Source organism: Treponema sp. OMZ 906 (genome assembly GCF_024181185.1).
Taxonomy (GTDB): domain Bacteria; phylum Spirochaetota; class Spirochaetia; order Treponematales; family Treponemataceae; genus Treponema.
In genome coordinates, this window is sequence record NZ_CP051196.1 from 788,568 (window position 1) to 815,127 (window position 26,560).

21 protein-coding genes and 1 tRNA gene are annotated in these 26,560 nt (G+C 45.8%); 15 read left to right on the forward strand and 7 right to left on the reverse strand.

What is annotated here, in order from left to right:
* The first annotated feature begins 3 nt into the window (after positions 1 to 3).
* The 6 genes from E4N69_RS03525 to E4N69_RS03550 all read left to right on the forward strand — a co-directional run bounded on the left by E4N69_RS03525 (position 4) and on the right by E4N69_RS03550 (position 6,071).
* A complete protein-coding gene (locus tag E4N69_RS03525) occupies positions 4 to 828 on the forward strand; it encodes an FAD synthetase family protein (protein ID WP_253824536.1) in 825 nt (274 codons plus the stop codon).
* Positions 829 to 831: 3 nt separating this feature from the next.
* Positions 832 to 1,101 carry a 30S ribosomal protein S15 gene (rpsO, locus tag E4N69_RS03530; RefSeq protein WP_162662710.1) on the forward strand — a complete coding sequence of 90 codons (270 nt, stop codon included), beginning with the start codon at positions 832 to 834 and terminating at the stop codon, positions 1,099 to 1,101.
* A 169-nt stretch (positions 1,102 to 1,270) separates the two neighbouring features.
* Positions 1,271 to 3,373: a polyribonucleotide nucleotidyltransferase gene (gene pnp, locus E4N69_RS03535; protein ID WP_253715194.1), complete on the forward strand. Its 2,103-nt coding sequence runs from the start codon at positions 1,271 to 1,273 to the stop codon at positions 3,371 to 3,373.
* A gap of 35 nt (positions 3,374 to 3,408) precedes the next feature.
* Positions 3,409 to 3,864, forward strand: a complete 456-nt coding sequence (gene dut / locus E4N69_RS03540; RefSeq protein ID WP_162662712.1) for a dUTP diphosphatase — start codon at positions 3,409 to 3,411, stop codon at positions 3,862 to 3,864.
* A gap of 30 nt (positions 3,865 to 3,894) precedes the next feature.
* Positions 3,895 to 5,004 (forward strand): LptF/LptG family permease, encoded by a 1,110-nt coding sequence (locus E4N69_RS03545; protein WP_253824537.1) that lies wholly within the window; start codon positions 3,895 to 3,897, stop codon positions 5,002 to 5,004.
* Positions 5,001 to 6,071, forward strand: a complete 1,071-nt coding sequence (locus E4N69_RS03550) for an LptF/LptG family permease (protein WP_253715196.1) — start codon at positions 5,001 to 5,003, stop codon at positions 6,069 to 6,071. The genes E4N69_RS03545 and E4N69_RS03550 overlap by 4 nt, the downstream gene beginning before the upstream one ends.
* 144 nt (positions 6,072 to 6,215) lie before the next feature.
* On the opposite strand, the gene E4N69_RS03555 is transcribed toward E4N69_RS03550, so the two are convergent.
* The 6 genes from E4N69_RS03555 to E4N69_RS03580 form a co-directional block, all read right to left on the reverse strand.
* On the reverse strand, positions 6,216 to 8,273 hold the full coding sequence (locus E4N69_RS03555; protein WP_371922376.1) for a methyl-accepting chemotaxis protein: 2,058 nt from the start codon (positions 8,271 to 8,273) through the stop codon (positions 6,216 to 6,218).
* 255 nt (positions 8,274 to 8,528) lie between these two features.
* Complete coding sequence (locus E4N69_RS03560; protein WP_253824538.1) at positions 8,529 to 9,254, reverse strand: transporter associated domain-containing protein; 726 nt, start codon at positions 9,252 to 9,254, stop codon at positions 8,529 to 8,531.
* Positions 9,255 to 9,305: 51 nt separating this feature from the next.
* A complete protein-coding gene (locus E4N69_RS03565) occupies positions 9,306 to 9,779 on the reverse strand; it encodes a flagellar biosynthesis protein FlgN (protein WP_253824539.1) in 474 nt (157 codons plus the stop codon).
* Between the two features lie 4 nt (positions 9,780 to 9,783).
* Positions 9,784 to 10,230, reverse strand: a complete 447-nt coding sequence (fliS, locus tag E4N69_RS03570; protein ID WP_162662720.1) for a flagellar export chaperone FliS — start codon at positions 10,228 to 10,230, stop codon at positions 9,784 to 9,786.
* Positions 10,231 to 10,364: 134 nt separating this feature from the next.
* The gene (locus E4N69_RS03575; RefSeq protein ID WP_162662722.1) at positions 10,365 to 12,497 is read right to left on the reverse strand and encodes a methyl-accepting chemotaxis protein; all 2,133 of its coding nucleotides are present in this window, start codon (positions 12,495 to 12,497) and stop codon (positions 10,365 to 10,367) included.
* Between the two features lie 143 nt (positions 12,498 to 12,640).
* Positions 12,641 to 12,712 (reverse strand) — tRNA-Gly (locus E4N69_RS03580).
* Between the two features lie 88 nt (positions 12,713 to 12,800).
* Between E4N69_RS03580 and E4N69_RS03585 the strand changes: the two genes are divergently transcribed.
* The gene (locus tag E4N69_RS03585) at positions 12,801 to 13,463 is read left to right on the forward strand and encodes an HAD family hydrolase (protein WP_253824877.1); all 663 of its coding nucleotides are present in this window, start codon (positions 12,801 to 12,803) and stop codon (positions 13,461 to 13,463) included.
* On the opposite strand, the gene E4N69_RS03590 is transcribed toward E4N69_RS03585, so the two are convergent.
* Complete coding sequence (locus E4N69_RS03590) at positions 13,464 to 14,255, reverse strand: DMT family transporter (protein WP_253824878.1); 792 nt, start codon at positions 14,253 to 14,255, stop codon at positions 13,464 to 13,466.
* A gap of 367 nt (positions 14,256 to 14,622) precedes the next feature.
* Here E4N69_RS03590 and E4N69_RS03595 point away from each other — a divergent pair, with 367 nt between their 5' ends.
* The 8 genes from E4N69_RS03595 (at position 14,623) to E4N69_RS03630 (ending at position 26,552) form a co-directional block, all read left to right on the forward strand.
* Entirely contained in the window at positions 14,623 to 15,879 is a 1,257-nt protein-coding gene (locus E4N69_RS03595) for a DUF3798 domain-containing protein (protein WP_253824540.1), read from the forward strand.
* Positions 15,880 to 16,072: 193 nt separating this feature from the next.
* Entirely contained in the window at positions 16,073 to 17,653 is a 1,581-nt protein-coding gene (locus tag E4N69_RS03600) for a sugar ABC transporter ATP-binding protein (protein ID WP_253824541.1), read from the forward strand.
* On the forward strand, positions 17,654 to 18,694 hold the full coding sequence (locus E4N69_RS03605; protein WP_253824542.1) for an ABC transporter permease subunit: 1,041 nt from the start codon (positions 17,654 to 17,656) through the stop codon (positions 18,692 to 18,694).
* Between the two features lie 3 nt (positions 18,695 to 18,697).
* Positions 18,698 to 19,825, forward strand: a complete 1,128-nt coding sequence (locus E4N69_RS03610) for an ABC transporter permease subunit (protein ID WP_253715204.1) — start codon at positions 18,698 to 18,700, stop codon at positions 19,823 to 19,825.
* Positions 19,825 to 20,226 carry a DUF6672 family protein gene (locus E4N69_RS03615; RefSeq protein ID WP_253824543.1) on the forward strand — a complete coding sequence of 134 codons (402 nt, stop codon included), beginning with the start codon at positions 19,825 to 19,827 and terminating at the stop codon, positions 20,224 to 20,226. Before E4N69_RS03610 ends, E4N69_RS03615 begins: the two co-directional genes overlap by 1 nt.
* A 93-nt stretch (positions 20,227 to 20,319) precedes the next feature.
* Positions 20,320 to 23,751: a DNA polymerase III subunit alpha gene (gene dnaE, locus E4N69_RS03620; protein WP_253824544.1), complete on the forward strand. Its 3,432-nt coding sequence runs from the start codon at positions 20,320 to 20,322 to the stop codon at positions 23,749 to 23,751.
* A 368-nt stretch (positions 23,752 to 24,119) separates the two neighbouring features.
* Complete coding sequence (locus E4N69_RS03625) at positions 24,120 to 24,710, forward strand: YggT family protein (protein WP_162662732.1); 591 nt, start codon at positions 24,120 to 24,122, stop codon at positions 24,708 to 24,710.
* A gap of 84 nt (positions 24,711 to 24,794) precedes the next feature.
* Positions 24,795 to 26,552, forward strand: coding sequence for an ATP-binding protein (locus tag E4N69_RS03630; protein WP_253824545.1), 1,758 nt, complete (start codon positions 24,795 to 24,797; stop codon positions 26,550 to 26,552).
* The last annotated feature ends 8 nt before the right edge of the window (positions 26,553 to 26,560 follow it).

Here is a 26,560-nt window from a genome sequence, read left to right on the forward strand (position 1 = left end):
GTGATGAAGATTATCTACTGGGATGATTTAATAAAAGGAGAAAACATATATCCGCAAGGTTCCGCTATTTCGATCGGCGGTTTCGACGGGCCTCACCGTGGGCACGAGCGTATCTTATCGGCGGTGTTGAAGGCTGCACGAAAAGACGGCATTCCCGCAGGGATTATCACTTTTTTCCGCTCCCCTCGATCGGTTAAGGCGGGCAACATGTACGCAGGCGATGTGTCGACACTGGAAATGAGGCTGCAAAAATTTGCCGAGCAAAGATTTAGCTTTACGGTGCTGATTGACTTTTCCGCTGATTTCGCTAGAATGAAAGGTACTGTTTTTTTTGACATACTAATAAAAACTATCTGCATAAAATATCTTGCCGTTGGCAGTGATTTTACCTGCGGGTATCGCCACGATACGGGAGTAGGGGACTTACAGCGCCTTGCTCGTGAAAGGGGCTTTTGTTTTGATTCCATCGAACAGCTTTATTCGGCACGGCACGAGCGTATCAGCTCAAGTGCAATACGGCAGGCCGTTGAACAAGCTGATTTCGCCCTTGCAAAAGATCTCCTCGGGTATCCTTTTTTCTTAGATGTCGCAAAAATAGTTCAGCGGACAGAGAACGGTGTATGGGCTGTCGAGAAAGCGGCCGTAACACAGATTCTCCCTCAAAACGGACAGTATTCAGCTCGTGCATATTTACAGACGGGAGCGATTATTCCCGTACAGGTGAAAGTTATGGATACTTTGCTTGAAGTTTTCGAAGATACCGCAGCGCCGATTCCGTTTGCCGCAGAAACATTGATACGTAAATTGGAATTTATACGAAAGGAGTAAGAAATGGCACTTACAAAAGAACAGACTGCATCGGTTGTGATGAAATTCGGTGCAAATGAAAAAGATACGGGTAATACCAGAGTTCAGATTGCTTTGCTGACCGATAGGATCCGCCAGCTCACCGAGCACTGCAGAATCAATAAAAAGGATAAGAGCAGTCAGCGGGGGCTTTTGGTATTGGTAGGACAGCGTCGACGCTTGCTGAAATACTACAAGCGGACGAACCTCGAAGGCTACCGTGCCCTTATTAAAGAGTTAGGCTTGCGTAAGTAAGATACATGCTGCTTAATGTGCAGGAAACAGGAGGTGTCCGCAGACTTCGGTTTTTGACAGCTTCCTTGCTTCCTCTTAGATCGCTTTAAGCGGCATACAACGGTTACCTATCGAAAAACGGGTAGGTAGCCGTTTTTTATAAGCAATAGAAATTATGGAAGGAAAGATTATGAGACAGAGAGTAACGTATAAGATCGGAAATGAAGAGTTAATTTTAGAAACTGGCCATTTAGCGAAACAAGCAAACGGCGCAATTTATGCACAGTATGGCGGAACAGCTGTTCTGGCGACGGTGTGTGCGTCATCTACAGCGGTTGAGGGGCTCGACTACGTGCCGGTAACCGTCGATTATAATGAAAAATACTATGCAGCGGGAAAGATACCGGGCGGTTTTATCAAGCGTGAAGGCCGTCCTAAGGATAAAGAGATTTTAGTTTCGCGGCTCATCGATCGTCCGATGCGGCCGTTGTTTGAAAAAGCCTTTGGGCGGGAAATTCAGATTGTACCGACCTGTATTTCATCGGATATGATCAATCCGCCGGATATTTTAGCGGTTATTGCAAGTTCGGCTGCGGTTGTTATTTCCGACATTCCCTTTAACGGGCCGGTTGCGGGCGCTCGCGTGGCATACCTCGACGGCGAGTTTGTGATAAACCCGACATTCAGCCAGATTGAAAAGGCTGATATGGAAATCGTCGTCGCAGGCACCGCCGAAGGTATTACGATGGTAGAAGGCGGCGCTCACGAAGTTTCGGAAGAGATCATGCTCAAGGCTTTGGAAAAGGCGCATGAATTTATCAAAGCAATGTGTGCACTCCAAAATGAGCTTCGTGCGGCGTGCGGAAAGGAAAAACTGCCGCTTGCCCCGGTGAACGCAACGCTTGCCAATAAAGATGCTATTTACGCAAAGGCTTACCCCGAACTTTCCAAAGCCCTGTATACAAAAGGAAAGGTAGAGCGCCGCGAAGCCTGCGATGCTATCAGAAAGGCTATCGCCGAAGAATATGCGGAGCAGCTCACCGATGAAACACAGGCGAAGCTCTTTGCCGCTTTATTCGACGACATGGAATACCATATTTTGCGCGAAAACATACTGGAAAAAGGCTTGCGGGTTGACGGACGCGGCTTGGAAGATATCCGCCCCATCACCTGCGAGATCGGTGTGCTGCCGCGGCCGCACGGTTCTGCGGTATTTACCCGCGGGGAAACACAGTCGCTTGCCGTTGTTACGCTCGGTACCGTGTTTGACGAACAAGTCTATGATGATATCGAAGGCGACCGGCGTGAGAATTTTATCCTGCATTATAACTTCCCGCCCTATTCGGTCGGTGAGGTAGGACGGCTTGGAACCGGACGCCGCGAAATCGGGCACGGGCACCTTGCGCACCGCTCGTTGATGCCGATGATTCCGTCCAGAGAAGCGTTCCCGTATACCATCCGCGTGGTTTCCGAAATTCTGGAATCCAACGGTTCTTCTTCGATGGCAACCGTGTGCGGCGGTACGCTTTCGTTGCTGCACGCCGGCGTCCCGATGAAAAAGCCGGTAGCCGGTATTGCGATGGGACTTATTACCGACGGAAGCCGCTTTGCGGTACTCTCCGATATTCTGGGCGAAGAAGATCACCTCGGCGATATGGACTTTAAAGTCGCCGGTACCGCAGAAGGTATCACCGGTTTCCAGATGGATATTAAAATCGCCGGCGTTTCCGCTGAGATTATGAAAAAAGCGCTTGAACAGGCAAAAAAAGGCCGGCTTCATATTCTTGGCATTATGAATCAGACTATTTCTAAACCTTCATCACAGGTGTCCAAGTATGCACCGCGGATTGAAACGCTCAAGATTCCGGTCGATAAAATCGGAGCGCTCATTGGGCCGGGCGGCAAAATTATCAAAGCGTTGTCTGAACAATACCATGTAACAATTAATACCGAAAACGATGGTACGGTTACTATCTATGGACGGGATTCTTCGTCCGCGCTCGGCGCCAAGGCTGCGGTTACCGGTATTGTGGAAGACCCTGAGGTCGGCAGAATTTATGAGGGTACCGTTAAGTGCATCAAGGATTTCGGCGCCTTTATCGAAATTCTTCCCGGTAAAGAAGGGCTTTGCCATATTTCCAAACTGTCGCGCAGTCGCATCGAAAAAGTTACCGACGTGCTGCAGGAAGGACAAAGAGTGCCTGTCAAGCTGTTGGAAATTGATAAGCTCGGCCGTTTAAACCTTTCGTATATCGATGCCTGCGAAGAGCAGGAAAAAAACGCGAGCCGTTAAATGGCAGCTGTTAATCCGTTGGCAGAGGAAAGAGAGTGAGTATCGCTGACGGGGCAGTAAGAGTTTTTTCCGTACTCAAGGAAGGAGCCTTACTGCCTGAATATCAAACATCCGGTTCCGCCGGCGCAGATTTACATGCGTATTTGGCTGAACCGGTAACGCTGAAGCCGATGGAGCGTAGGCTTATCCCGACGGGGTTATTTGTTGAATTGCCTGCAGGCTATGAATTGCAGGTACGTCCGCGTTCGGGACTTGCGTTAAAGCATGGCGTCACGGTACTCAATACTCCCGGCACGGTGGATTCCGACTACCGTGGAGAACTGTGTGTGCTGTTGATAAATTTTGGCAGCGAACCCTTTACCGTACAAAACGGCGATAGAATTGCGCAGGCAGTCGTGGCTCAGGCGGTACAGGTGAGCTTTGTGCAAACTGATGCACTTTCAGAAACCGGACGGGGTGTCAATGGATACGGTTCAACCGGCATCGCATAAATTGATATAACGGTATATAAGATGATCGGTATGAGGCAAAAGCAACTTTTTTTGTATATTTTAAAAGAGATGTTGCTGTATTTTTTTGTCTGCTTTTTGTTTTTGTTCTTTATTTTTTTTGTCAATAATATTTTGCTGTTGGCAAGCGATGTCTTATCAAAACATGCGCCTTTTAAGGATGTCGCATTATTGATGTTGTATTCGCTTCCTGCGGTTATCGCAAATGCCGCTCCCTTTGCAGCTCTAATCGGTATATTAATGGGGCTCGGGCGCTTTGTCAGTGATTTGGAATTCCTTTCTATGAACGCGCTTGGTGTGTCGCCTCGCTTTCTGATGTTGCCTGTGTTACTGTTCGGTTTAGTTGTTTCGGTTGTTTCCTTTTTTACCAACGATGTATTGTTGCCTGTCAGTGCCATTAATTTTCGGCGAGTCTATTGGGATATCGCGACTTCAACTCCTGCACTGGAGCTTTCTTCTTATTCTATAAAGCGCAATCATAATGCGGTTGTTGTAACGGGATTAATACAGGATGGTAAAATCCACAATCTTTTGATTGTGGATAAAAATGCAGATAAAGCATTTCGCATACTCGGTACACAGGCTGCAGAGATTGAAAAATCCAATGATCCTTCAATCGTGATGTCGCTCAAAATGCTGCTACCACACCTTCTCATTTTAGATCCTTCCGACAAAAAAAAATATGATGCAGTAAACGGCGAAACGGTAACCTACAACGTGCTTGCAAAGAGTATTAGGTCTTCTTATTTTAATACGATCGGTCCGTCCGAAATGTCTTCATTTGATCTTTATAAGGATATAAAGGAAAAACAAACACAAAACGAAGATAGGAGAACACTCAATTTGTATTGGATGGAGTTCCATAAGAAGTTTTCCTTTCCTTTCGGTGCCTTCTTTTTCGTGCTGCTTGCCTTTGCTATCAGCAGTGCCGGTAAGGTACACAATCAAGGTGCGGGTTTTGTGTTAGGCCTTTTAATTGCTGTTGCATATTGGGCATTGTTTATGGGCGGGCAGACACTTTGTTTACGGCTTGATTGGAATGGGACGGTTGCCATGTGGGTTCCTAATATTATGGTATTTGCCGCTGCTATTGTACTGCTGGGGAAAAAGTTATTCAGATGAAGATTCTTCAACGATATTTAATCCGACTCTTTTTCCCCGTCTTTGTGATAACGATTTTATTTTTTATTTTACTGCTCCAGCTTGGTGATCTATTCCTCAATTTGCCACAGTATTTACAAAATCAAGCACGCTTTATTACGCTGCTTCGGGTGATGTATTTGTATTTTCCAAAATGTGTCTCGTTTGCAATGCCGCTTTCGGTTTTATTTGCGAGTTCGTATACAATGGGGAATATGTACGCAAAAAATGAACTTACCTCGATCTTTGCCTCCGGTATGCCGCTTGCCGTATTGGTGGCGCCGCTTGTATTGTGTGGATTTTTGCTATCGATTGGGATGTTTTATTTTGAGGATCGTATCTTAATCCACTTTCAGCGGCAGAAAATTGCACTGGTAAATTCCATCTTGGAACCTCAACAGAATTTGAATAGCAGCGATTTGGTTATTTTATCCGATTCGGGGAAAATCGTGTATTTTGCCGATTATTATGATGATACTCAAAAGGAGTTGAATAATATATTGATTGTTGTGCGTACCGAATCGGGAGATATTTCTACTGTCATAAAAGGTGAATCTGCACACTGGCAAATCGATCATTGGGAGGTGACGGATAAGGCTGTCTACACTTTTACTGGCGAGAATGGTGTGCTTTATCAAGATTCAATCGATGAGAAACTTTTTTCCGAACCTCCCGAAACCTTTCAACGGAATATTACATCTATTGATGAGATGACTATTGCACAGGCAAAACTCTTTATCGACAATTTAAAAAAAATGGGGTTACCCTACCATGAATACCTTTCGCAATATTACCGTCGTTTTTCATTCCCGTTTACAACGTTCATCGTTTTGTTTTTTTCCGTTTCTATTGGAGGTCGCTTTAAAAAAAATATCCTGCTGATGAGTTTACTTTTTAGTTTAGCCCTTGCAATTCTCTATTATGTAACCGAGATGATGACCATGCTTTTTGCAAAATGGGAGTATATCTCTCCGCTTGCCGGTGCGTTCCTCCCTCTTTTAATTTTTACGGTGTTGAGCGTCGCAATGCTTAAAATAGCGCGTACGTAAAAATCATACCTGCTAAACTTCCGTTCCAGAACTAACCCCTAGAATTACGGCGGGTTCTTAGGGTAGAACCCTAAGCCGTTATTTTTCTTTTTAGGGGTCGTAGGGGGCATTTTTCTTTTTATCGGAAAAAAAGAAAAATACCCCCTACTTGACTTTGAATTTGGAGACTTCTACAACTAAATTCTCAATACTTTGTTTATTCTGCTGCGTAATACCGTTAACTTCCTGTACCGCATTGTTGATTTGTACGGCACCGGAAGCCATTTCGTTCATACTGTCGGTAATAACACGGGTAAGGTTATCCAGTTTTCGCATTTCTTCCGCGACACCTTCGCTGCCCTTCAACATTTCAGCGGAGCCTGCTTGTACCTCCAACGTTACCATATTGATGTTTTTGATCGCGGTAAGTACTTCTCTACTGCCGTGCTCTTGTTCGCGCATTGCTTCGGTAAGGCTGTTACTCATCTCTTTAACCTGTTCGGCAAGGGTAAAGATTGTATTGAATTTTCCTTCGACGATTCTGGAAGAATCTGCAAGCGTTTCAATCTCACCCGATAGCGTTTTAAGCGTTGTTGTTATCGTTTTGCCTTGAGCAGCTGAATCTTCGGCAAGTTTGCGGATTTCATCTGCGACGACAGCAAAGCCTTTACCTGCTTCGCCTGCGTGTGCGGCTTCTATTGCAGCATTCATTGCCAGCAGGTTTGTTTGCGATGCAATATGTTGAATAACGCTTGATGCTTCTATCAGAGACCCCGATTCTTCGGCAATCTTTTTGGTAACCGTATTGGAGGTTATCAATGTGTTTTTCCCGTCTCCCGTAGCACCGGTAAGGCTTCTGATAGCTTCATCGGTTTTACCGAGCGTTTGGCCAATGGATGTGATGTTTGCAACCATTTGTTCTATCGATGAAGAAGATTGCGCAACACTCGCTGCCTGCGTTTCGATACTACCGTTTAGCTGCTTAATGGTGCGGACAATTTCTTCGATAGTCGCTGCCGTTTCGGTAACACTTGCTGCTTGAGTAAGCGTTTGTTGTTTAACGCTTTCGATATTTGCATTTATTTGATGTACAGCGCTTGCCGTTTCGGTCATGTTGCTTGCAAGCTCTTCGCCGACATTTTGCATAACCTCTGAGCTATCTTCGACCGCTTTAACCGATGTACCGATCTTCTCTATTGTTTGATTAAAGTAATTTGAAAGATCCGTTATTTCGTCATGTCCTGCAACCGGTAAGCGTACCGTTAAATCACCTTCTCCTTGCGCTATATCTTTTAACGCCTCTACTGCTGCCTTTATCGGCTTTACTATTTTGTATGCAGTAATATACACGACAATAATTGCGAGTATTAAGATTATGGCCGTAATGGTATACAGCACTTTTTGCATAACCGTTATACTGCCTAAAAATTCATATATAGGAGCGGCAACGATAATCCGCCATCCGGTATTTGCAATTATTCCGAAAGCAGCTATTTGTTTTTCGCCATCCCAATCATAGAACCCTACATCCGGTTCTGTGGATTGCAATGCTTTTTTTTCGAATGCTGCTATTTCGACAAAGGAAGGATCGCTTTTCGCTTTTTCCATACTGTTTTCTTGGGATTTTACCGCCTCAATGTCGGAATCTCCTATAGTATTGCCGGAAAGTCCTATGACATAGCAGTCGCCTGTCTTTCCAACTACAATATCGGATATCATATTGGAAAGCCCTGCAGCATAGACACGCGCATATAACACTCCGATGATATGCTTTTGGTTGTCATAAATAGGAACGGAAAAAAATACAAAAAGTTCTTTGTCGGCGCGAGAAATAATCGGTTCGGTTACATAAGCTTTGCCGTTGATGGCCGATTGGTAGTATGACCGATCGGAAATATTTAATTGATTGCCGTCAGTGATCCATGCATTTCCTATACGGTCGCAAATGCCGAACGCATTGATTTCCGAATTGCTAAATGCAAGTTCATTGGCAAGGATAGCCGTTTTTTCTTCATACGAAATGTCTTTTCTTAATACTTCCTGCCGCGCAATAGCTGCAAGCGTAGTAAAAAAAGAATTGATACGTTCATCTATCAGTGAGGCAGTATCTTTCGCCTTTTCGGTAAGTTGCAGACGGACTTTTTCCAGTAGCGCCTTTTTTGAAATCGTTATTGTTGTAATACCTAAAATGGAAATTACAAGCAGTATTAGCAACCCGAATATACAGATAAGCTTACGGCGAATTGAAAAATATTTTCGGGGGGGGGGGGATAATGGTTTCTTTCATTTGTGTCAAGCCTCTCAAATAAAGTCTTCCTAAATATCGATTCTTTCGGCTATATATAATTTATATTGATATTTAAGAGGGGGTGATTATATCCGTAAATATACTCTTGTGCAAGAGAGTCGCCATTCTTTTTTAACCGTAAATATTGAGGGTATGCTATAAAGGGAGACTGTTTATAAAGAATGAAGAGTTTACGTTTCTTTCTTTTTTACGGCAATCTGATCGATACGCTGTCCGTTCATGGTGAGTACCGTACAAACGTAGGAGCCGGTATCGATGCTGTCGCCCAGTCGAGGGATGGTGCCGAGCCGCGCAAGCAAATAACCGGCAAGGGTGTAGTATTCTTCGGTAGGGGGGCGTTCAATATCATTTAAAAGTCCGAGTGCCTGTATTTCGTCAAGACTCACCTGTGCATTGATAATAATACTGCCGTCAGCTTGCCTAATGGGTTGTGAGCCTATATGGCTTGCTGTTTGGATGCTTCTATTAAACAAGCCCTCTAACAAACCGCCTTTGGTTATAAAGCCTTCAATGCCACCGTATTCGTCAATAACGCAGGCTGCATTTACCTTACGGTCGTTTAGTAATTCGAGTGTATGTTTAACGTTTTGTGATTCGGGGATGAACAGCGGTTTTGTTAAAATCTTTTGCAGATTCGGAGGCGGTATTTCAAGCCTGCTCTGTAAATAATCCCGTGCACTAACAATGCCGATAACTGAATCAATCTTACCTGCACATACCGGAAAGTAGTCAAAATTTTTGTGTGTCTTTATCAATGTAAGGATATCCTGACTTCTATCCGTAATATCGATCCATACAATATCGGAGCGGTAGGTCATGCAACTGCCGATTTTTCGTGTATATGCAGGCTCTCTCTTTCCTTTTTCCTGATACTGCGGCGGTAATGGGATATTCATACGGTATGTGCAGCACAAAAAATGCAAAGCATAAGGTTCAAATAGTATCGATTATAAACTGAGATCGACAAGAGCTGCAGTCCGTGTCGTACTGGCATAGATACTTTCTTTATGTGCATAAGGCCGTTTCAATGATGCTATTTGCTGCCGTAAACCGGTAATATGCGTTTGTAGGAGCTCACGGTTTCTCTTATTCTGAGCCAAAACTCGTTTTTGCAAGTCATCTAAATCCGTTTTAAGATGTGGAATATCAGAATGTTCATTTTTGCAAATATTGGTATACATATATTCCAGCGGATCGATTACTTTTTGAATAGTAAATATTTCGGCAATAATAGATTCTTCCAATTCCGTGTGCTGTAGGACAGCATCGGTATTCTCATCGGAAATACTTTTTTCTTGTTTTTCTAATACTGTAAGATATTCGCGGAATTTAAGCCGCTGTTGCTCTAACAACGACCTGAATCGTTTGAGAACCGCAACCCGTTCGGCAATTTCGGAATCGTTAAGTTTGGCTGTATGCATAACCCTATCCTGCTATATTGACGCCCGAAACTACCGGTTTTATTTCTGTTGCAGCGGCGGCTGTTGAGTTTACAACATGATGCCATGCCTCACGCAGTTCTTCCATCATGCCGCGTACCGTTATAAGCGGTTGCGGATCCTTTTGTATATTCGCTTGAAAAAGCTGTTGGTTGAAAAAGGAGTAAAGCGATAATAGATTTTCAGCAATTTCTCCTCCTTCATCCATATTTAAAGCCGCCATTAGCTCGGTAATAATATCTTGTGCTTTTAATATATACTGGTGGATGCGCTCAATATTCTCCGCTTCGATTTTTCCGCCAGGCATGCCTTCAATGGCAAGGGTAATATTTTTAATACCCTCATCATACAGCATAATGATTAGAGATCCCGGACTCGCCGTCTTTACCCGTGTCTCTTTATATGCCGTTAAGGCTTGACTGTTATAACTCATTTTTAATCCCCCATGCGATCGCGTGTTCCTTCTATCTTATCGGCAAAAGAACCAGTCTGTTGAGTCCCTCCGTGAAAAATCTTTCGCATTCCTTTATGGGAAGCCCCAAATATCGCAGCTTTTAGAAACGCCCCCTATATCTTAAACTTTCTAACCTCAGCAGCAAGATTTTCGATGCTTACTGTGTTTTCTTGCGCAATACCGTTAACTGCTTGTACGGCATCACCAATCCGTTCGGAAGCGGCAACCATACCGTGCATATGTTCGCTGATGCTCAGTGTTATTTGATTTAACCGCTGCATTTCTTGTGCGACCTGCTCTCCGCCGCGCAGCATCTCGGCGGAAGCATCGCGGACACCGCCGGTAACTTCGTTAATATTCCGAATTGCCGCCAACACTTCGCGGCTTGTATTCTCCTGTTCGGCCATTGCGGTAACAATTTGTTCTTCTTGTTGAGAAATTTGGTTGACCGATTCATATACTTCAACAAAGCTTTTTTCTGCTCCGGCTCCGGCGGTGGTTAAGTTGCTGATTATTTGTATTGCATCCTTTATAACGGTACCGATCTGTTTTCCTTGTGTATTTGATTCTTCGGCAAGTTTGCGGATTTCGTCGGCAACAACTGCAAAGCCTTTACCTGTTTCTCCGGCATGGGCCGCTTCGATTGCCGCATTCATAGCCAATAAGTTTGTTTGGCTGGCAATATTTTGGATAACCTGGCTTGCTTCCAAAAGCGCTTCGGTTTTTTCGGCAATTTGCCCGACAACCTCATTAGCATACCTTACTCGGTGTTTACCGTTTTTAGTTTGATCATAAACTGTCTTGATAACCGTATTATTCTTTCCGAGGCGGTCTGAAACGGCGCCGATATTTGCGACCATTTCTTCTATGGCGGCTGATGATTGTGCAACGCTTTCCGCTTGTCTTTCAATACTTTGATCCAGCTGCTTGAGTCTTTTAATGACCTCTTCAATTGTTGCAGCCGTTTCGGTTACGCTCGCGCTTTGGTCTACCGTTTGATTTTGTACTAATGCAACGCTTTTTTCTATTTCTTGTGCCGCCATTTCAGTTTCTGCCATATTTCCGGCAAGTTTTTTGCCGACCGTTTGCATAGTGCCGGTGTTATGTGAAACTGCCTCTATAACCGATCCGATTCTTTCAATGGTTTGTTCAAAGTATTGGGAGAGTTCGGCTATCTCGTCGTTCCCTTCGACCGAAAGATGAACGGTTAAATCGCCCTCCGCTATGGACATGAGCGCATGGATAACTTTTTTGACCGGCTTTATAATAAATTTTCGGGTAAATCCGGTAATTGTTACTACAAAAAGGCAAAGGATTACAATGAGAATAATCGCTGTTTTAAGGAAGAAATCCGTTCTTCTTGTTAAAGTATGTTCGATTGAAAAACAGAATTTTGCATATCCGATTCTTTGTCCAGAAAAGTCTTTTAGCGGATAATAGGCAAAGGCATCGTTTTTTTCAGTGCGGATCATTCCGTCATCGGGCAATGTTTCCGTGATTTGTGCAGCATCCGAATCAACTTTGCTTTCAAAATTGGAACCGATGAGCTGATAGGTATTATCCAAGGTACGAGCAATAACCGCTACTTTTAAGCCGTCTTTTAATACTTCCGGTGTTGTCGTTAGAACGAATTGGTCGATAAATGCCGTATTTACCGCACCGCCGTATTCTACGGTTCCGAGCATTCGTCTTGCCGTATCGAAAAGCGGCCGTACGACTCTAAAACCCAGATCGTTTACCCCAACTTCAAGGCCGTAAATTTCTTTTTTTTGTGTTTGGGCGGCTACGATGGTCGCTCTAAAAGAAGAAAGGTCGTCGCCGAATTTTGCAGGATTCTGAACGCGAAGAAAAGAGACTGCCGACGGCGTATGAAAATGGAATTGCTGCGCTCTATATTTTTGCTTTATATCGGTAAAAATCGGCTGCGTTAACTCCAGCAGCTTTGCTCTGTCCCGTGAAGCAAAGGCTTGAACAATATTTTGATCCCGAGCGATATCGTCTAAAAGGATGCGGCCGACAAGCGAATAACTATTTAATTCGTTATAAAACGCAGAATATTTAAGATCTGCGGTTGCTTTAATTTGATTTTCCGAAAACTGTGTGATGCTCCGCCAATCCTTATAGGCAATAATCCCATACTGAAGCAGTAGCAGCATGATAGTAACAATGAGCAGTTTCGTACCGATGGACCGAACCTGTTTTTTACTGAAATGCAGTCGTTGAAAATGAGCGTTGTTTTTGATCATACTGTGGTGGTCTCCTTTGCAAGACTATTATGTGAACTTTATACGAATAGCGTCAATGTGACAACCGGTATCCGGTATATTAATCAAAGAGAAAGTAGTTGAGATGGAAATATGAGTGGGAAAGAATTGTTGTTGTGTGCTACAGCGGATGAAGGGAGTCGAACCCTCGTCTCCAGCTTGGAAGGCTGGGGTAATAGCCGTTATACGACATCCGCAAAAAACATGAAGCTACTATACCGGAAAACACCTAATATGTCAATCGGAATCTTTATTTTTACTGCTCGATTTTGTATACTCTATAGTATGATTAAAGCATGTATTTTTGATTTGGATGGAACATTGACCGATACCGTCCGGACACTCGCTTATTTTGTCAATACCGAGACGGCAAAGCACGGATTACCGCCTGCGCCGGTGGAACAGTTTAAGTATTTTGCGGGAAACGGCGCACGGACGCTTATTCATAGAGTTTTGGCATATCACGGCGTTACGGATGCTGCGCTAGAAAACAGTATTTTACAGGATTACAACGCAGCTTATGATGCCGATTTTTTACACCTCTGCTCTTTGTACGACGGCGTTGCCGATATGATACAAGAGTTGCATGGCAGGGGGATTCAACTAGCAGTTCTTTCGAACAAACCGCAGCCGACTACGCAAAAGATCATCAAAGCTTTTTTTGATGAGGGCACATTTTCTGTTGTTTTTGGACAGCGGGAAGGGGTTCCGCTCAAACCGGATCCTGCCGGCGTATTTGAGATTTTAGGTCTTTTACACCGCCAAAAACAGGAATGCCTCTACATCGGGGACACTGCCGTGGATATAAACACTGGAAAAAACGCAGGCTTGACAACCGTCGGTGTCCTGTGGGGCTTCCGCGGCCGTGCCGAATTGGCAGGCGCCGGAGCAGCTCATATTATTACAGAGCCGTCGGAGCTGCTGCCGCTTGTAACCGCGATCCGGTAATTAGTCTTTTTTTAAAAATAGAATAAGTGCAATCGTGCAGATAATGATATACCCGGCAATGCTGTAGCGGTCGGGTATTTCGTGGAACAGTAAAAAGCCGAACGCTGCGGCAAAGAGAATTTGCGTATAGTCGAAAACTGCGATTCTTTTTGCCGGTGCATAGGAGTATGCAGCGGTAACGGTAAATTGTCCTCCTGCCCCCGCAGCTCCGGCGGCAAGCAGCCAGAAAAGCTGTTGCAAGCCCATCGGTTCAAAGTCGTAGAGGAAAAAAGGCAGCAGCATCAACATCGATGTTGCCGAAAAGAAAAACACCACAAATGTACCGGATTCTTTATGTGTTAACAGATAGCGCACACAGGTATATGCACCGCCTGCACAGAGGCCGCCGGAACATGCCACTGAGGCTGCAAAGATATGACCCGATCCGGCAAAAGCAGGCTTGATAATTAAAAGGCTTGCGGCAAATGCGCATACGGCTGCAAGAAGCCGGGTAAAACGTATGCGCTCTTTTAAAAACAGAAATGAGAAAAAAATAGTAAAAAACGGTGCAAGCTTTGCCAAGATAGAAGCATCGGCAAGCGCTAAGTGACTGACGGCATAGAAATTGGAAACTAAACCGGCAGTGCCCAATACCGCCCGCAATATAAGGAAGGGCATATTTTTTTTCTGCGGCAGCACAAATTGACGGTTCTTTATTAAAACAAAGAGTGAGGTACAACAGGCAATACTGTTCCTAAAAAACGCTTTTTGGATAGACGGCAAATCGCCGGAAAGCTTTGCACATAAATTCATCACAGTGAAAAAGAAAGCCGAACAAATAATGCACAAGATCCCTTTTTGTGCGGATGTCAATCGAATACTCATAATACCGGTAAAGTATAGCAGAAAGAAAGATAATTGAAAATTGCTTCGTGTGAGTATTTGCATTGTCAGCTGTTTTTAGGTTAAATAATTTTAACACTTTCCTTTTTTGCATAAAAATACTATTTTACTCATAGTTTTTCTCTATTTTTTGTATATTTATGCATATTGTGCTTGACATTTTTTGTATAAGGCCTTAGTATCAAATTAACGGTTGTTTTTAATATACATTTTAAAAGCTGCCGAATGTAGGAGGTGTCGCGTTATGATATCCTTACACTATCAAAAGGAGATAACTATGAAAAAAAGAATGTATGCCGCATTTGTTTTGTTGTCTGCCGTACTCTTGAGCCTATCCATCTTAGGGTGTAGCAAAAAAACGGAAACAAAACCGGAGAAAGTCGGGTCGGATGGTAACGGAAAAAACGCCTCGTACCATATCGGTATTGTAACGGGAACCGTCTCCCAATCCGAAGATGATCTCCGCGGCGCCGAAAAACTGATAGAAATGTACGGTTCCGCAAAGACCGGCGGTATGATTCAACATATCACCTATCCTGACGATTTTATGTCGCAGCAGGAAACGACTATTACACAGATTGCCGCTCTTGCGGACGATCCGATGATGAAGGCCATTATCGTCAATCAAGGAATTCCCGGAACTGCAGAGGCGTTTAAGCGCGTTCGAGAAAAACGTCCCGACATATTGTTGTTTGCAGGAGAACCGCATGAAGACCCGCTGGTTATTCAAGCTGCGGCTGATATGGCGATAAGCAATGACTTTGTATCCCGCGGATATACGATTATTTGGGCGGCAAAGGAGCTCGGTGCAAAGACATTTGTGCATATTTCTTTCCCACGGCATATGTCCTATGAAACGCTCGGCCTTCGCCGCCAAATTATGGAAGCCGCATGTAACGATACCGGGGTGAAATTTGTGTTTGAGACCGCTCCCGACCCGACCAGCGATGTCGGCGTTGCGGGCGCTCAGCAATTCATCCTTGAAAAGGTTCCGCAGTGGATTGAAAAATACGGCAAAGAAACTGCATTCTTCTGTACGAACGATGCACATACGGAGCCGCTCTTAAAGCAGCTTTTACAGTACGGCGGCATCTTTGTTGAAGCAGACCTTCCTTCACCGTTAATGGGGTATCCGGGCGCCCTTGGTATCGACCTTACCGAACAGGCAGGGGACTTTGCCGCTATCTTAAAGAAGGTTGAGCAGTCCGTTATCGACAAGGGCGGAGCAGGCCGGTTCGGTACGTGGGCATACTCCTATGGCTTTACCGTCAGTGCCGGTTTGGGTGAATATGCACGCCGCATTATCGACGGCGAAGCGGAGAAAGGCAGCCTTGCTGATTTGTCAAAAGCGCTGGGTGTCTTTACTCCCAATGCACGGTGGAAGAGCGCATACTATACGGATGCAAATACCGGTGTGCGTGCAAAAAACCAAGCGTTAGTATTTATGGATACTTATATTCTCGGAAAAGGCTTTTTGTCGACAACCGAGCAAGAGGTACCGCAGAAATACTTGAATATGAAATTTAATAAATAGTAGAGAATGGAAACTATTTAAAAAAAGCCTCCTCAGCAGAACGGGTACATGGAAAATTTTGAAGTAAACCTGTTCCGAAACGGAAGTTGCGGAATAGGTTACCTTGAATGCGTGTACCCGTTTTTTTTATCGATAGCAAAGAGGAAACATTGAGATCGGATATCTCTATTGTTTATAAGGATGATAGAAGTTTATGAATAATGATGAAGTTATCTTATCCATCGATCATATTACGAAGGAATTTTCAGGAACGCCCGTTTTGCAGGGGGTGAGTTTTGATGTCCATGCGGGAGAGGTGATTGGGCTGGTAGGAGAAAACGGAGCCGGAAAGACAACGCTGATGAGCATCCTGTTCGGTATGCCGGTGATTGCCGAAACGGGCGGATACGGCGGAACGATTCGGCTGCAGGGCAAAGAGGTCGTGTTCAAAACGCCGTTCGACGCTCTCGGTGCGGGCGTCGGAATGGTGCATCAGGAATTTTCGCTGATTCCGGGTTTTTCTTCCGGTGAAAATATTATGCTGAACCGCGAGCTCGAACAGGAAAGCATTATCTCCGACCTCTTTGGGCCGCGGCTTACAACGTTAAACCGCAAAGCGATGCGCGAGCGGGCGCAGCAGCGGCTTAACCAACTCGGGGTTTCGATTAGTGCAAAGACGCTCATTTCCGAAATGCCGGTCGGGCATAAGCAGTTTACCGAAATCGCCCGCGAAATAGACCGCGATAATGTGCGGCTTTTGGTGTTGGATGAGCCGACTGCCGTCCTCACTGAATCGGAGGCGGAGGTTCTGCTCAAATCCATCAAGGCATTGGCGGAGAAGGGCATCGCGGTTATCTTTATTTCCCATCGCTTGCACGAGGTTATGGAAATTTGCGACCGGGTTGTCGTATTGCGCGACGGTGTTTCAATCCAAGACACGGAAACCGCAAAAACGGATATGCAGGCGATTGCGGCTGCAATGGTGGGAAGAAAGGTTGAAGGGCAGACAGCCGAAAGGACGGCGCGTCAGTTTGACGAAACCATCCTCGAGGTAAAACACCTGTGGGTGGATATGCCGGGAGAGCTGGTTGATGATGCAAGTTTCTCCGTTAAAAAGGGAGAGATATTCGGCATCGGCGGTTTGGCAGGGCAAGGAAAAATCGGTATTCCCAACGGTATTATGGGGCTGTTCCGTGCGGGCGGTGAGGTTATCTTTAAAGGCAAGCCGCTCGACATCAGCAAAACCTCAAAAGTGCTTTCGGAAGGGATTGCTTTTGTTTCCGAAGATCGACGCGGCGTCGGTCTTTTACTGGATGAAAGTCTTGACTGGAATATCGCTTTTACCGCTATGCAGGCAAAACATAAATACTTAAAAAAATATCTGGGCGGGTTAATCACCATCCGCGACGAAAAGGCAATGAAGGCGCTTGCCGACGAGTATATCAAGATGCTGCAAATTAAATGCACCGGTTCCCAGCAAAAGGCACGGGAGCTTTCCGGCGGCAATCAGCAAAAGCTATGTTTGGCAAAAGCATTTTGTCTGGAGCCCGATTTGCTCTTTGTTGCGGAGCCGACGCGGGGTATTGATGTCGGTGCTAAAGCGCTGGTGTTGGAAGCAATCCGCACGTTAAATAAAGAAAAAGGCGTTACCGTTGTGATGATTTCGAGTGAACTTGAAGAGCTGCGGTCTGCGTGCGACCGTATTGCGGTCGTATTCCAGGGTAAGGTTGCGCATATACTGCAGCCGTCCGAAGATCCGGCGGAGTTTGCACTTTATATGGCAGGAGTAAAATAGATGGAACAGTTAAAAAAACAACTTGCGGCATTCGGATGGCCGCGCATTATCATTTTCTTGTTTTTATTGTCGCTGTTTATCGCGGCGCCTTTTGTCAATGTCAGTATCGGCGCTTCCCTGTCGGATACGATAAACCGCTTTGGAATGAATGCCCTCTTGGTGCTTGCGATGGTGCCGATGGTGCAGGCAGGCTGCGGTCTTAACTTCGGGTTATCGCTCGGCGTTATCGGCGGACTGCTCGGTGCGACAATCGCGATGGAGCTGAGCCTAACCGGATGGGCAGGCTTTTTTTCAGCCGTGGCTTTTACGATATTGATCTGTGCGGTGATCGGCTATGCTTACGGTAAACTTTTGAATCTGATTAAAGGCGAAGAGATGACTATCGCTTTGTATGTCGGCTTTGCTGCGGTTATGTTCATGTCGATTTTGTGGCTGCTGTTACCGTACACCAATCCGACGATGGTGTGGGGCTATGCGGGAAAAGGTTTGCGTACAACCATCACGCTCGAAGGATACTGGCTGAAAATACTGAACAATTTATGGGCGTTTAAAATCGGCGCGTTCGTGTTTCCGACCGGTCTTATTCTCTTTGTCTTTATCTGCTTTTTTATTATGAAGGTATTTATGAAGACACGGACGGGAACGGCGTTGACTGCGGTCGGTTCAAATCCAGAATTCGCACGGGCAAGCGGTGTAAATATCGATCGAGCGCGGATTATCAGTACGGTGTTGTCCACCGTTATCGGCGGTGTCGGGATTTTGCTGTATCAGCAAAGTTTCGGCTTTATCCAGCTGTATCAAGCGCCACTCTTTATGGCCTTCCCGGCGGTAGCGGCTATTCTTATCGGCGGCGCATCGGTCAATAAGGCGTCGATTTTAAATGTGATGCTGGGAACATTTTTGTTTCAAGGTATTTTAACAATGACTCCCTCCGTTATTAACAGTGTGCTGCAAACCGATATGTCGGAGGTTATCCGTATTGTCCTGTCAAACGGTATGATCTTATATGCACTGACGCGGAAGACGCAGGCGGCGAGGTAGATTATGGTATCGTCTAATATGCTTAAAAAAAAGTGGGAACATTTTTCCGCGGTAGATTTTATTCTGGATAATTTGGTATCCATCATATTTTTGGTTATTTCGTTTCTTGCCATTCCCGTGTCGGGGTTGTCGGCGCACCATATTATCGCCGAAATTTTAACGCGGATCGGCAGAAACTCCTTTTTGGTGTTTGCACTCATCCTGCCGATTATGGCCGGAATGGGGATTAACTTCGGGATGGTGCTCGGTGCAATGGCAGGGCAGATCGGTCTGATTTTTGCGATGGACTGGAGCATCGGCGGTATCTACGGGCTGGTGTTTGCAGCCGGTATCGGTATGCCGCTTTCCATCCTGCTCGGGATTGTTGCCGGTTCGGTGCTGAATCGCGCCCGCGGGCGGGAAATGGTTACGAGCTACATCCTCGGTTTTTTCTTTAACGGAATTTATCAGTTCTTTGTGCTGTACATCCTCGGGTCGGTTATTCCGATGCACAATAAGGCGATTATGCTTTCCCGCGGCTACGGGGTGCGTAATACGCTTGAGCTGGCGCCCGTCCGGCAGATGCTCGATACGGCCATTCCGCTGACGATTGCAGGGTTTAAAATTCCGATTCTTTCGTATCTGATTATCATTGCGCTGTGTTTTTTTATCGTGTGGTTTAGAAAGACAAAGCTCGGACAGGATATGCGGGCAATCGGTCAAAATCAAGCGGTTTCGCTCGCCTCCGGTATTGCGGTTGAGCGGACACGGATTATTTCGATTGTTATTTCGACGGTACTCGCCTGTATCGGGCAGATTATCTTCTTGCAGAATATGGGAAACATGAGCACCTATAACGCGCATGATCAAACCGGTTTCTTTGCCGCCGCGGCAATCCTTGTCGGAGGCGCTTCGGTGAATAAGGCAAGTATTAGAAACGTCTTTATCGGCATTATCTTGCTGCACTTTTTGTACATCGTTACGCCGATGGCAGGACAGCACCTCTTTGATTCTGCGATGATCGGCGAATACTTCAGACAGTTTTCCGGCTATGCGGCGATTGCGTTATCGCTTGTTATGCACGCAGCGCGTAATCAAAAGAATGCGGAAAAACAGCGGGCTGCGCTGCGGGCCGAAAGCGGGAGGGCATAATGATTCGAGTACGTTCAAAAAAAGGTCAGCGGCTGGTAAAAATAGGCTTGGTCGTTTTTTATTTCCTTATTATGGCACTTATGTTTTTATTCGGCCGCTCTCATACCGTGCTGATAGACAACAACAGCGACCCGAACGGCGCATATAAAGCAATTGACGGCTGTACCATTTCGTTTAACGGAGAAAAGCCGATCGAGATGTTTAAGGGCGACCGCGATAAAATTATGCTGCGGGGGCAAACCCATCGCGTGAAAGTCAGCTTCTTTAACGGACAAGAAGATGTTACCGGTACTATCACCGTTCCGCTTTTTGAAGATGCGGTGATGGTGTCTATTCCGGCCTTTGTTACAGGCAAAAATGCCGTCAGTCATTTTGAGTTATACGCTCCGACGGAAGAGTAGGGCGGGGATGGGTAACCTAAAATTATGAATTATGATTAGGTGCGCTTTCCGCACCTCTTATCATTTGCCCCCGTTTTTGCTATAGTTTGCGGTATGCCTCAAGATTTTGTTCATTTACACGTGCACTCCGACTATTCGCTGTTGGACGGCGCTTCTTCCATAAAACAACTGGTAACAACCGCTAAGAACCTCGGACAAACAGCCCTTGCATTGACCGACCACGGCAATATGTTTGCCGCCTTGCGCTTTTTCCGTGAATGTAAGGCGCAGGGGATAAAGCCGGTTATCGGCTGCGAAGTATATGTTGCGAACGGCAGCCGCTTCGCAAAGCCGGAGAATACCAATACCGGTGTCCGCAAATACTTTCACCTTATCCTGCTTGCCGAAACCGAAACCGGCTACCGGAATTTGATGGTGCTGTGTTCCAAAGGCTACACCGAGGGTATGTACTATAAACCGCGCATTGATGAGGAGCTGCTGACACAGTATTCGGAGGGGCTTATTTGCCTTTCAGCCTGTCTTGCGGGAGAATTGCCGTCGCTGCTGTTGCAGGGTAAAAAGGCCGAGGCCGAGGCCCATGTCAGGCGTTACCGCAGCATATTCGGCATCAACAATTACTTTATCGAGCTGCAAAAGCATGGTATCGCCGACGAGGAGAAGGTTGCGCCGATGCTGATTGAGATGGCACGCAAGATAGGCGTGCCGATGGTGGTAACGAACGATGCTCACTATGCGGAGCAAAAGGATGCGGTTGCGCAGGATATCCTCCTCTGTATCGGCACAAAAAAGAATCGCTCCGACACCAACCGCATGAAGTTTGAAACCGATCAATTCTATCTTAAATCGGCGGAGGAGATGGAACAGCTCTTTCCCGGTTATCCCGAAATGTTGTCCAACACCTGCCGCATCGCGGATCGCTGTAATTTTGACATTCCGCAGCCGGGGCCGCTTCTCCCCGTGTATCAGATACCGGAAGATTTTGCAACAAAAGAAGAGTACATCACCCACCTTGTGCACGAGGGCTTAAAAAAACGGTACAATCCCGTTACCGAAGAGATGACCCAGCGCGCCGACTATGAACTCGGTATTATCATGAAGATGGACTTTGTCGGGTACTTTCTTATCGTATGGGATTTTATCAACTGGGCGAAGGAGCATGGCATTCCGGTCGGGCCGGGGCGTGGTTCCGGGGCGGGTTCTATTGTCGCCTATGCGATGCGGATCACCGACATCGACCCGCTCAAATACAAGCTGCTGTTTGAACGCTTCTTAAACCCCGAACGTATTTCCATGCCGGACTTTGACGTTGACTTTTGTTTCGAACGGCGGCAGGAGGTTATCGACTATGTCCGCAGAAAATACGGTGATGAAAGCGTCGGTCAGATTATCACGTTTGGAACATTGAAGCCGAAAGCCGCAATCAAGGATGTCGGGCGGGTGTTGGAAATTCCGCTCGGTGAGGTAAATGCCATCACTAAAATGATGCCCTCCGATCCCAAGCTCACGTTTGAAAAAGCCTTTGCGGATGTCCCCGAACTCGCCGAAATGCGCTCCGACCCGCGGTACACGGAGCTTTTTTCCATTGCAGAAAAACTGGAAGACCTCAACCGGAACACGAGCCTCCATGCGGCGGGTATCGTTATCGGTAAAACGAAGCTGACCGATTATGTACCGCTGTACAAGGATTCCAAGACAGGCAAGACCGCCTCTCAGTTTACGATGGATTTAATAGAAGACTGCGGTTTGGTAAAGATGGACTTCCTCGGGCTCAAGACGCTGACGCTGATTAAGCATACGGAAGATCTCATCAAAAAGCGGGGAGGGGAGTACGCGAACTTCTCCATTGCGCAGATCGACGAGCAGGATGCCGCGACGTTTAAAATGCTCGGCGAAGGAAAGTCCGCCGCGGTCTTTCAGTTTGAAAGTCAGGGAATGCAGAATATTCTGAAACGCGCAAAGCCGGATAAAATAGAAGACCTCATCGCGTTAAATGCCCTCTACCGTCCCGGGCCGATGGCCTACATCGATCAGTTTATCGAATCGAAATTCGATGCATCGAAAATTCAATATCCCGACCCTTGCCTCGAAGATATATTGTCGGAAACCTATGGCGTTATCGTCTATCAGGAACAGGTTATGCAGGTTGCGCAGCGTATCGGCGGCTACAGCCTCGGTCAAGCGGACTTGCTGCGGCGCGCAATGGGAAAAAAGAAAAAAGAGGTTATGGAAAAGGAGAAAACGCGGTTTATCGAAGGCGCCGTAAAGAACAATTTTAAGGAAAAAGACGCCGACCGTATTTTTGAAATCCTGATTCCCTTTGCCGGTTACGGGTTTAACAAGAGCCACGCCGCCGCTTATTCGGTACTGGCGTATCAAACCGCCTATCTCAAGGCGAATTTCCCGGCGGAATTTATGGCGGCGAACCTCACCAACGAGATTACCTCGACGGACAAGCTGCCGGAGTATATCAGCGAAGCGAATAAGATGGGTCTTGCGCTCCACGCGCCCGACATCAATACCTCGGAAGAATATTTTTCGGTCTATGAAGGAGATATCGTATTCGGGCTGCTCGGTATTAAGGGGGTAGGGGAGCAGGCTGCTCGCGATATTGTCGCTGAACGCACTGCGCACGGCCCCTACAAGTCGTTTATCGATTTTCTCGACCGGCTGGATTTACACACCGTGAATAAAAAGAACTTGGAAGTGCTCATCAAGACGGGGTGCTTCGATAAGCTCGGGCAGAACCGTTCCGAGTTGCTGGATAATCTTGAAGCGGCAATGGCGTTCAGCGCGCAGAAAAAGGCTGGGTCGGCAGTCGGTCAAACCAGCCTGTTTGAGGACACCGGCATTAAAGAGTTTTCCGATTTTACCTTTAAGCAGGTCAACGATTTGCCGCAAAAGGAAAAGCTCCGTATCGAAAAAGAGCTGATGGGCTTTTATATTTCCGGCCATCCCCTCGATGAGTACAAAAAGGCGATTGACCGCAGCGCTACCTTGGAGCTGATTAATTTCCGGCGTGCGCAGAAAGAAAAACTGTATACCATCGTCGGGATGATTACCGGCATCCGTCCCTATCAGACTAAAAACGGCAAATGGATGGGCTTCGGCACCTTTGAAGACCGTACCGGTACCATCGATTTAACCTTCTTTTCCAAGGTGTGGGAAGAAAACCGCGCCAATGCGCTGCCTGAAACCGTCTGCGGCCTTATCGGGAAAGTGGACTGCTCGCGCGATACGCCGTCGTTCCTCGTTGAATCGATGGTCAGTATCGACGAGCTAAAAGAGCGTTCGATTAAAGAGGTGCACCTTGAGCTTGATCCGCTCATCGAAACCGATTTACAGTTCCAGCCGCTCAAGGATTTTCTCTTCGGCGCGCAAGGCACTTGCGATATTTTTATCCATATTACCGATAACGATACCGTCTATCAGGTGAAAGGCTCCTCGCAGCTGAAAGTATCCTCTTCCGATGAATTTATCGAACAGCTGGGGAAGCAGGCGGGGGTGCTCCAAGTCTGGAAAGAGTGACCTTTTGAAATATACAGCACATCTACTGCGTTGCTGCACAAAAATAAATGCTCGACGTACAGCAAGTACGCCTGCGCTTTATTTTTGTTCGCGCCTTGTATCTGTACTGTCTATTTCAAAAGGCTTACGGCAAAAAGCTTTTCAGAACGGACAAGGATGTCCGTGGTTATAAGCAGTAGCGAGTTTTTCGCGAGAAAAACTCGTCGTTGACCAGTGTACAAGGAGGTACACTGGTCAACAGGCTATTTGCAAAAGCGCTGGAAAGGCGGGGCTACTTCGCCGCGAGGGCTTTACGGTTTGAATTTTAATCAGTATGTTATACGGAAATGCGATCGGTAAAATTTGCCGATTAATATGAGGAGCCTGCTATGGTGCGTTCGTTATTATTAACTGTTAGGCAGCTTATCAATGTCTATCTCTTTTTATGCTTTATTAAGATTTTGCTGTCGTGGGTTCCCTCTGCGGCATATTCATCATTCGGTCGGATGTTGTCATCCATTTGTGATCCTTATTTGAATTGGTTCAGACGGTTCAGATTTACCCGCATTGGTATGGTTGATTTTTCTCCTGTTTTGTCGCTCGGTATCTTGTCCATTGCGGCGCAGCTTATCACATCCCTTCTGACGACCGGTACCATTTCGCTTTGGGGGCTCTGTGTCAGTATCATAGAACTGGTATGGTCGTTTATCGGCTTTATGTTGAATTTGCTGATCATCTTTTTGATTATCCGGCTGGGGTACGATCTTTTCGGTTCGTCAAGCAGTTCTCCGTTTTGGTATAATTTAGATAGATTTTTAAGTCCCGTTATTGCGAAAGTTACCGGTTTTTTTCCGCAAAAACCGCTACAGTACCGTACTCGGCTCATATTGACGATTCTCATTATTCTATTACTCCGTATTGCGCTTGGCCTTTTGGTCGGTTCTCTGTTATTTCAATTTAAAGTGATAAGAATCATCTAAGAACTCCTATATGGATAACCTCCCTTTTCTATTGTATTTTTACCGGTTTTTGTATATGGTATTATAGAAGAGGGGGATGGGAAATTGTCTTCGGGAAAAAAGCTGATAAAATACAATAGCGAGCTTATCCACGATTTACCGCCGTGGGCACAGGAGCTCGCAACCAAATATTGTACCGAAACGGTCAACCTTTATTTTGTGCACGGCAATATCCGTGACTTTTTACCGCACAACCATCGGGCAAGTGCTCATTTTGTTTTTGTAAAGATATGGGATTATATTTCGGAAGTTATTTTCGGCAATAAAGATATTATCGTATTTTACGATAAATCAAGCGGCGTGTCTTTTTGTATGCAAGAGATGGAGCAAGCCTATATTGCGACGATGCACAGCCGGTATCCCGAAGTCCCCGTCGAAGATTTTTATTCCCGTGATCCCGTCAAAGCCTTTGCGTATCTTGAACGCTATTTTACGCTCAATATGGGCAGCGGCCGCAGAATGGTGCTTATTATCGATTATGCGGAAACGGTTATCCCTGCGGAGGAAATCGGAAACCTCGATGCGGTTGACCGTTACTGCTTGGTTACCCTGAACCGATGGTCGCATGATCCTCAATTTACTAATGAAGATATTTCGGTTGTCATGCTGACCGAGAACCTTGCCGACGTTAACTCCCGGCTTGTTGCCTCTCCGTCAACAGTAAAAGTTGCTATCCCGCTCCCGTCCGAAGCAATCCGTATCCATTTTTTAACGTATTTGCAGAATAAGGAAGAATTGTTGTTGGAGCGGCTTCTCAACGCTGAACGGGTAGGAAAACTGACGTCGGGATTAAATTTATTGAACCTTAATCAGCTGGCAAAAGAGTCGTATAACGAAGACGTACCGATCACGTTTGAATATCTTCGCAAAAAAAAGCAAGAGATTATCGAAAACGAAGCGGGAGGTTTGCTGGAATTTTTGGAAACGGAGCATGACCTCTCGTTTATTGCGGGACATGAATTTGTAAAGAAGCGCTTTAAGTCGATGGCGAAGGCGCTCAAACAAGGAAGAACCGATGTACTTCCGATGGGATATTTAATTTCCGGGCCGATCGGTACGGGGAAATCCTTCCTTGTTTCAGCATTTGCCGGAGAGATCGGTATCCCGATGGTGCGGCTTAAAAATTTTCATACGCAATGGCAGGGAACAACAGAATCGAACTTGGAAAAAGTGTTGAACATCTTGCGGGCGATGGCGCCTGTTGCCGTGATGATCGATGAAGCGGACGCCGTTTTAGGAAACCGTAAAATGCAGGATGGGGCAGGTTCTTCCCGCGTATTTGCGCAAATTGCAAATTTTATGGGCAACACCGATTACCGCGGAAAAATTATCTGGTTTTTGATTACCAGCCGTCCCGATTTGTTGCCGATAGACTTAAAACGGCAGGGGAGAGCAGAGGAGCACTTGGCACTTTTTTACCCCGAAACGCTGGCAGAAAAAGTTGAGATTTTTGAAACGCTGCAACGGAAGCTGAAAATTAAAACAAAAGATATTTCTTTTTCTAATATTATCAACAAAAAACTGAAATTTCCCGTATCCGGTGCGGACATTGAAGCCATTTTGGTTCGGTCGAAAATGAATGCAAGTGCTGACAATCGCATGATGCTGATAACGGAAGATATCGAACAGACAATCGATGATTTTATTCCGCCTTCGTATCCCTATGATATTGAACTACAGAATTTAGTTGCCGTACTCGAATGTACCAGTAAAGAGATGTTACCCAAGCAATATCAAAATATTCCACGTTCAAAACTGGTTGCAGAGATACAGGAATTAAAACAACTCCTTGGAGAAAAATAAAAACCGCT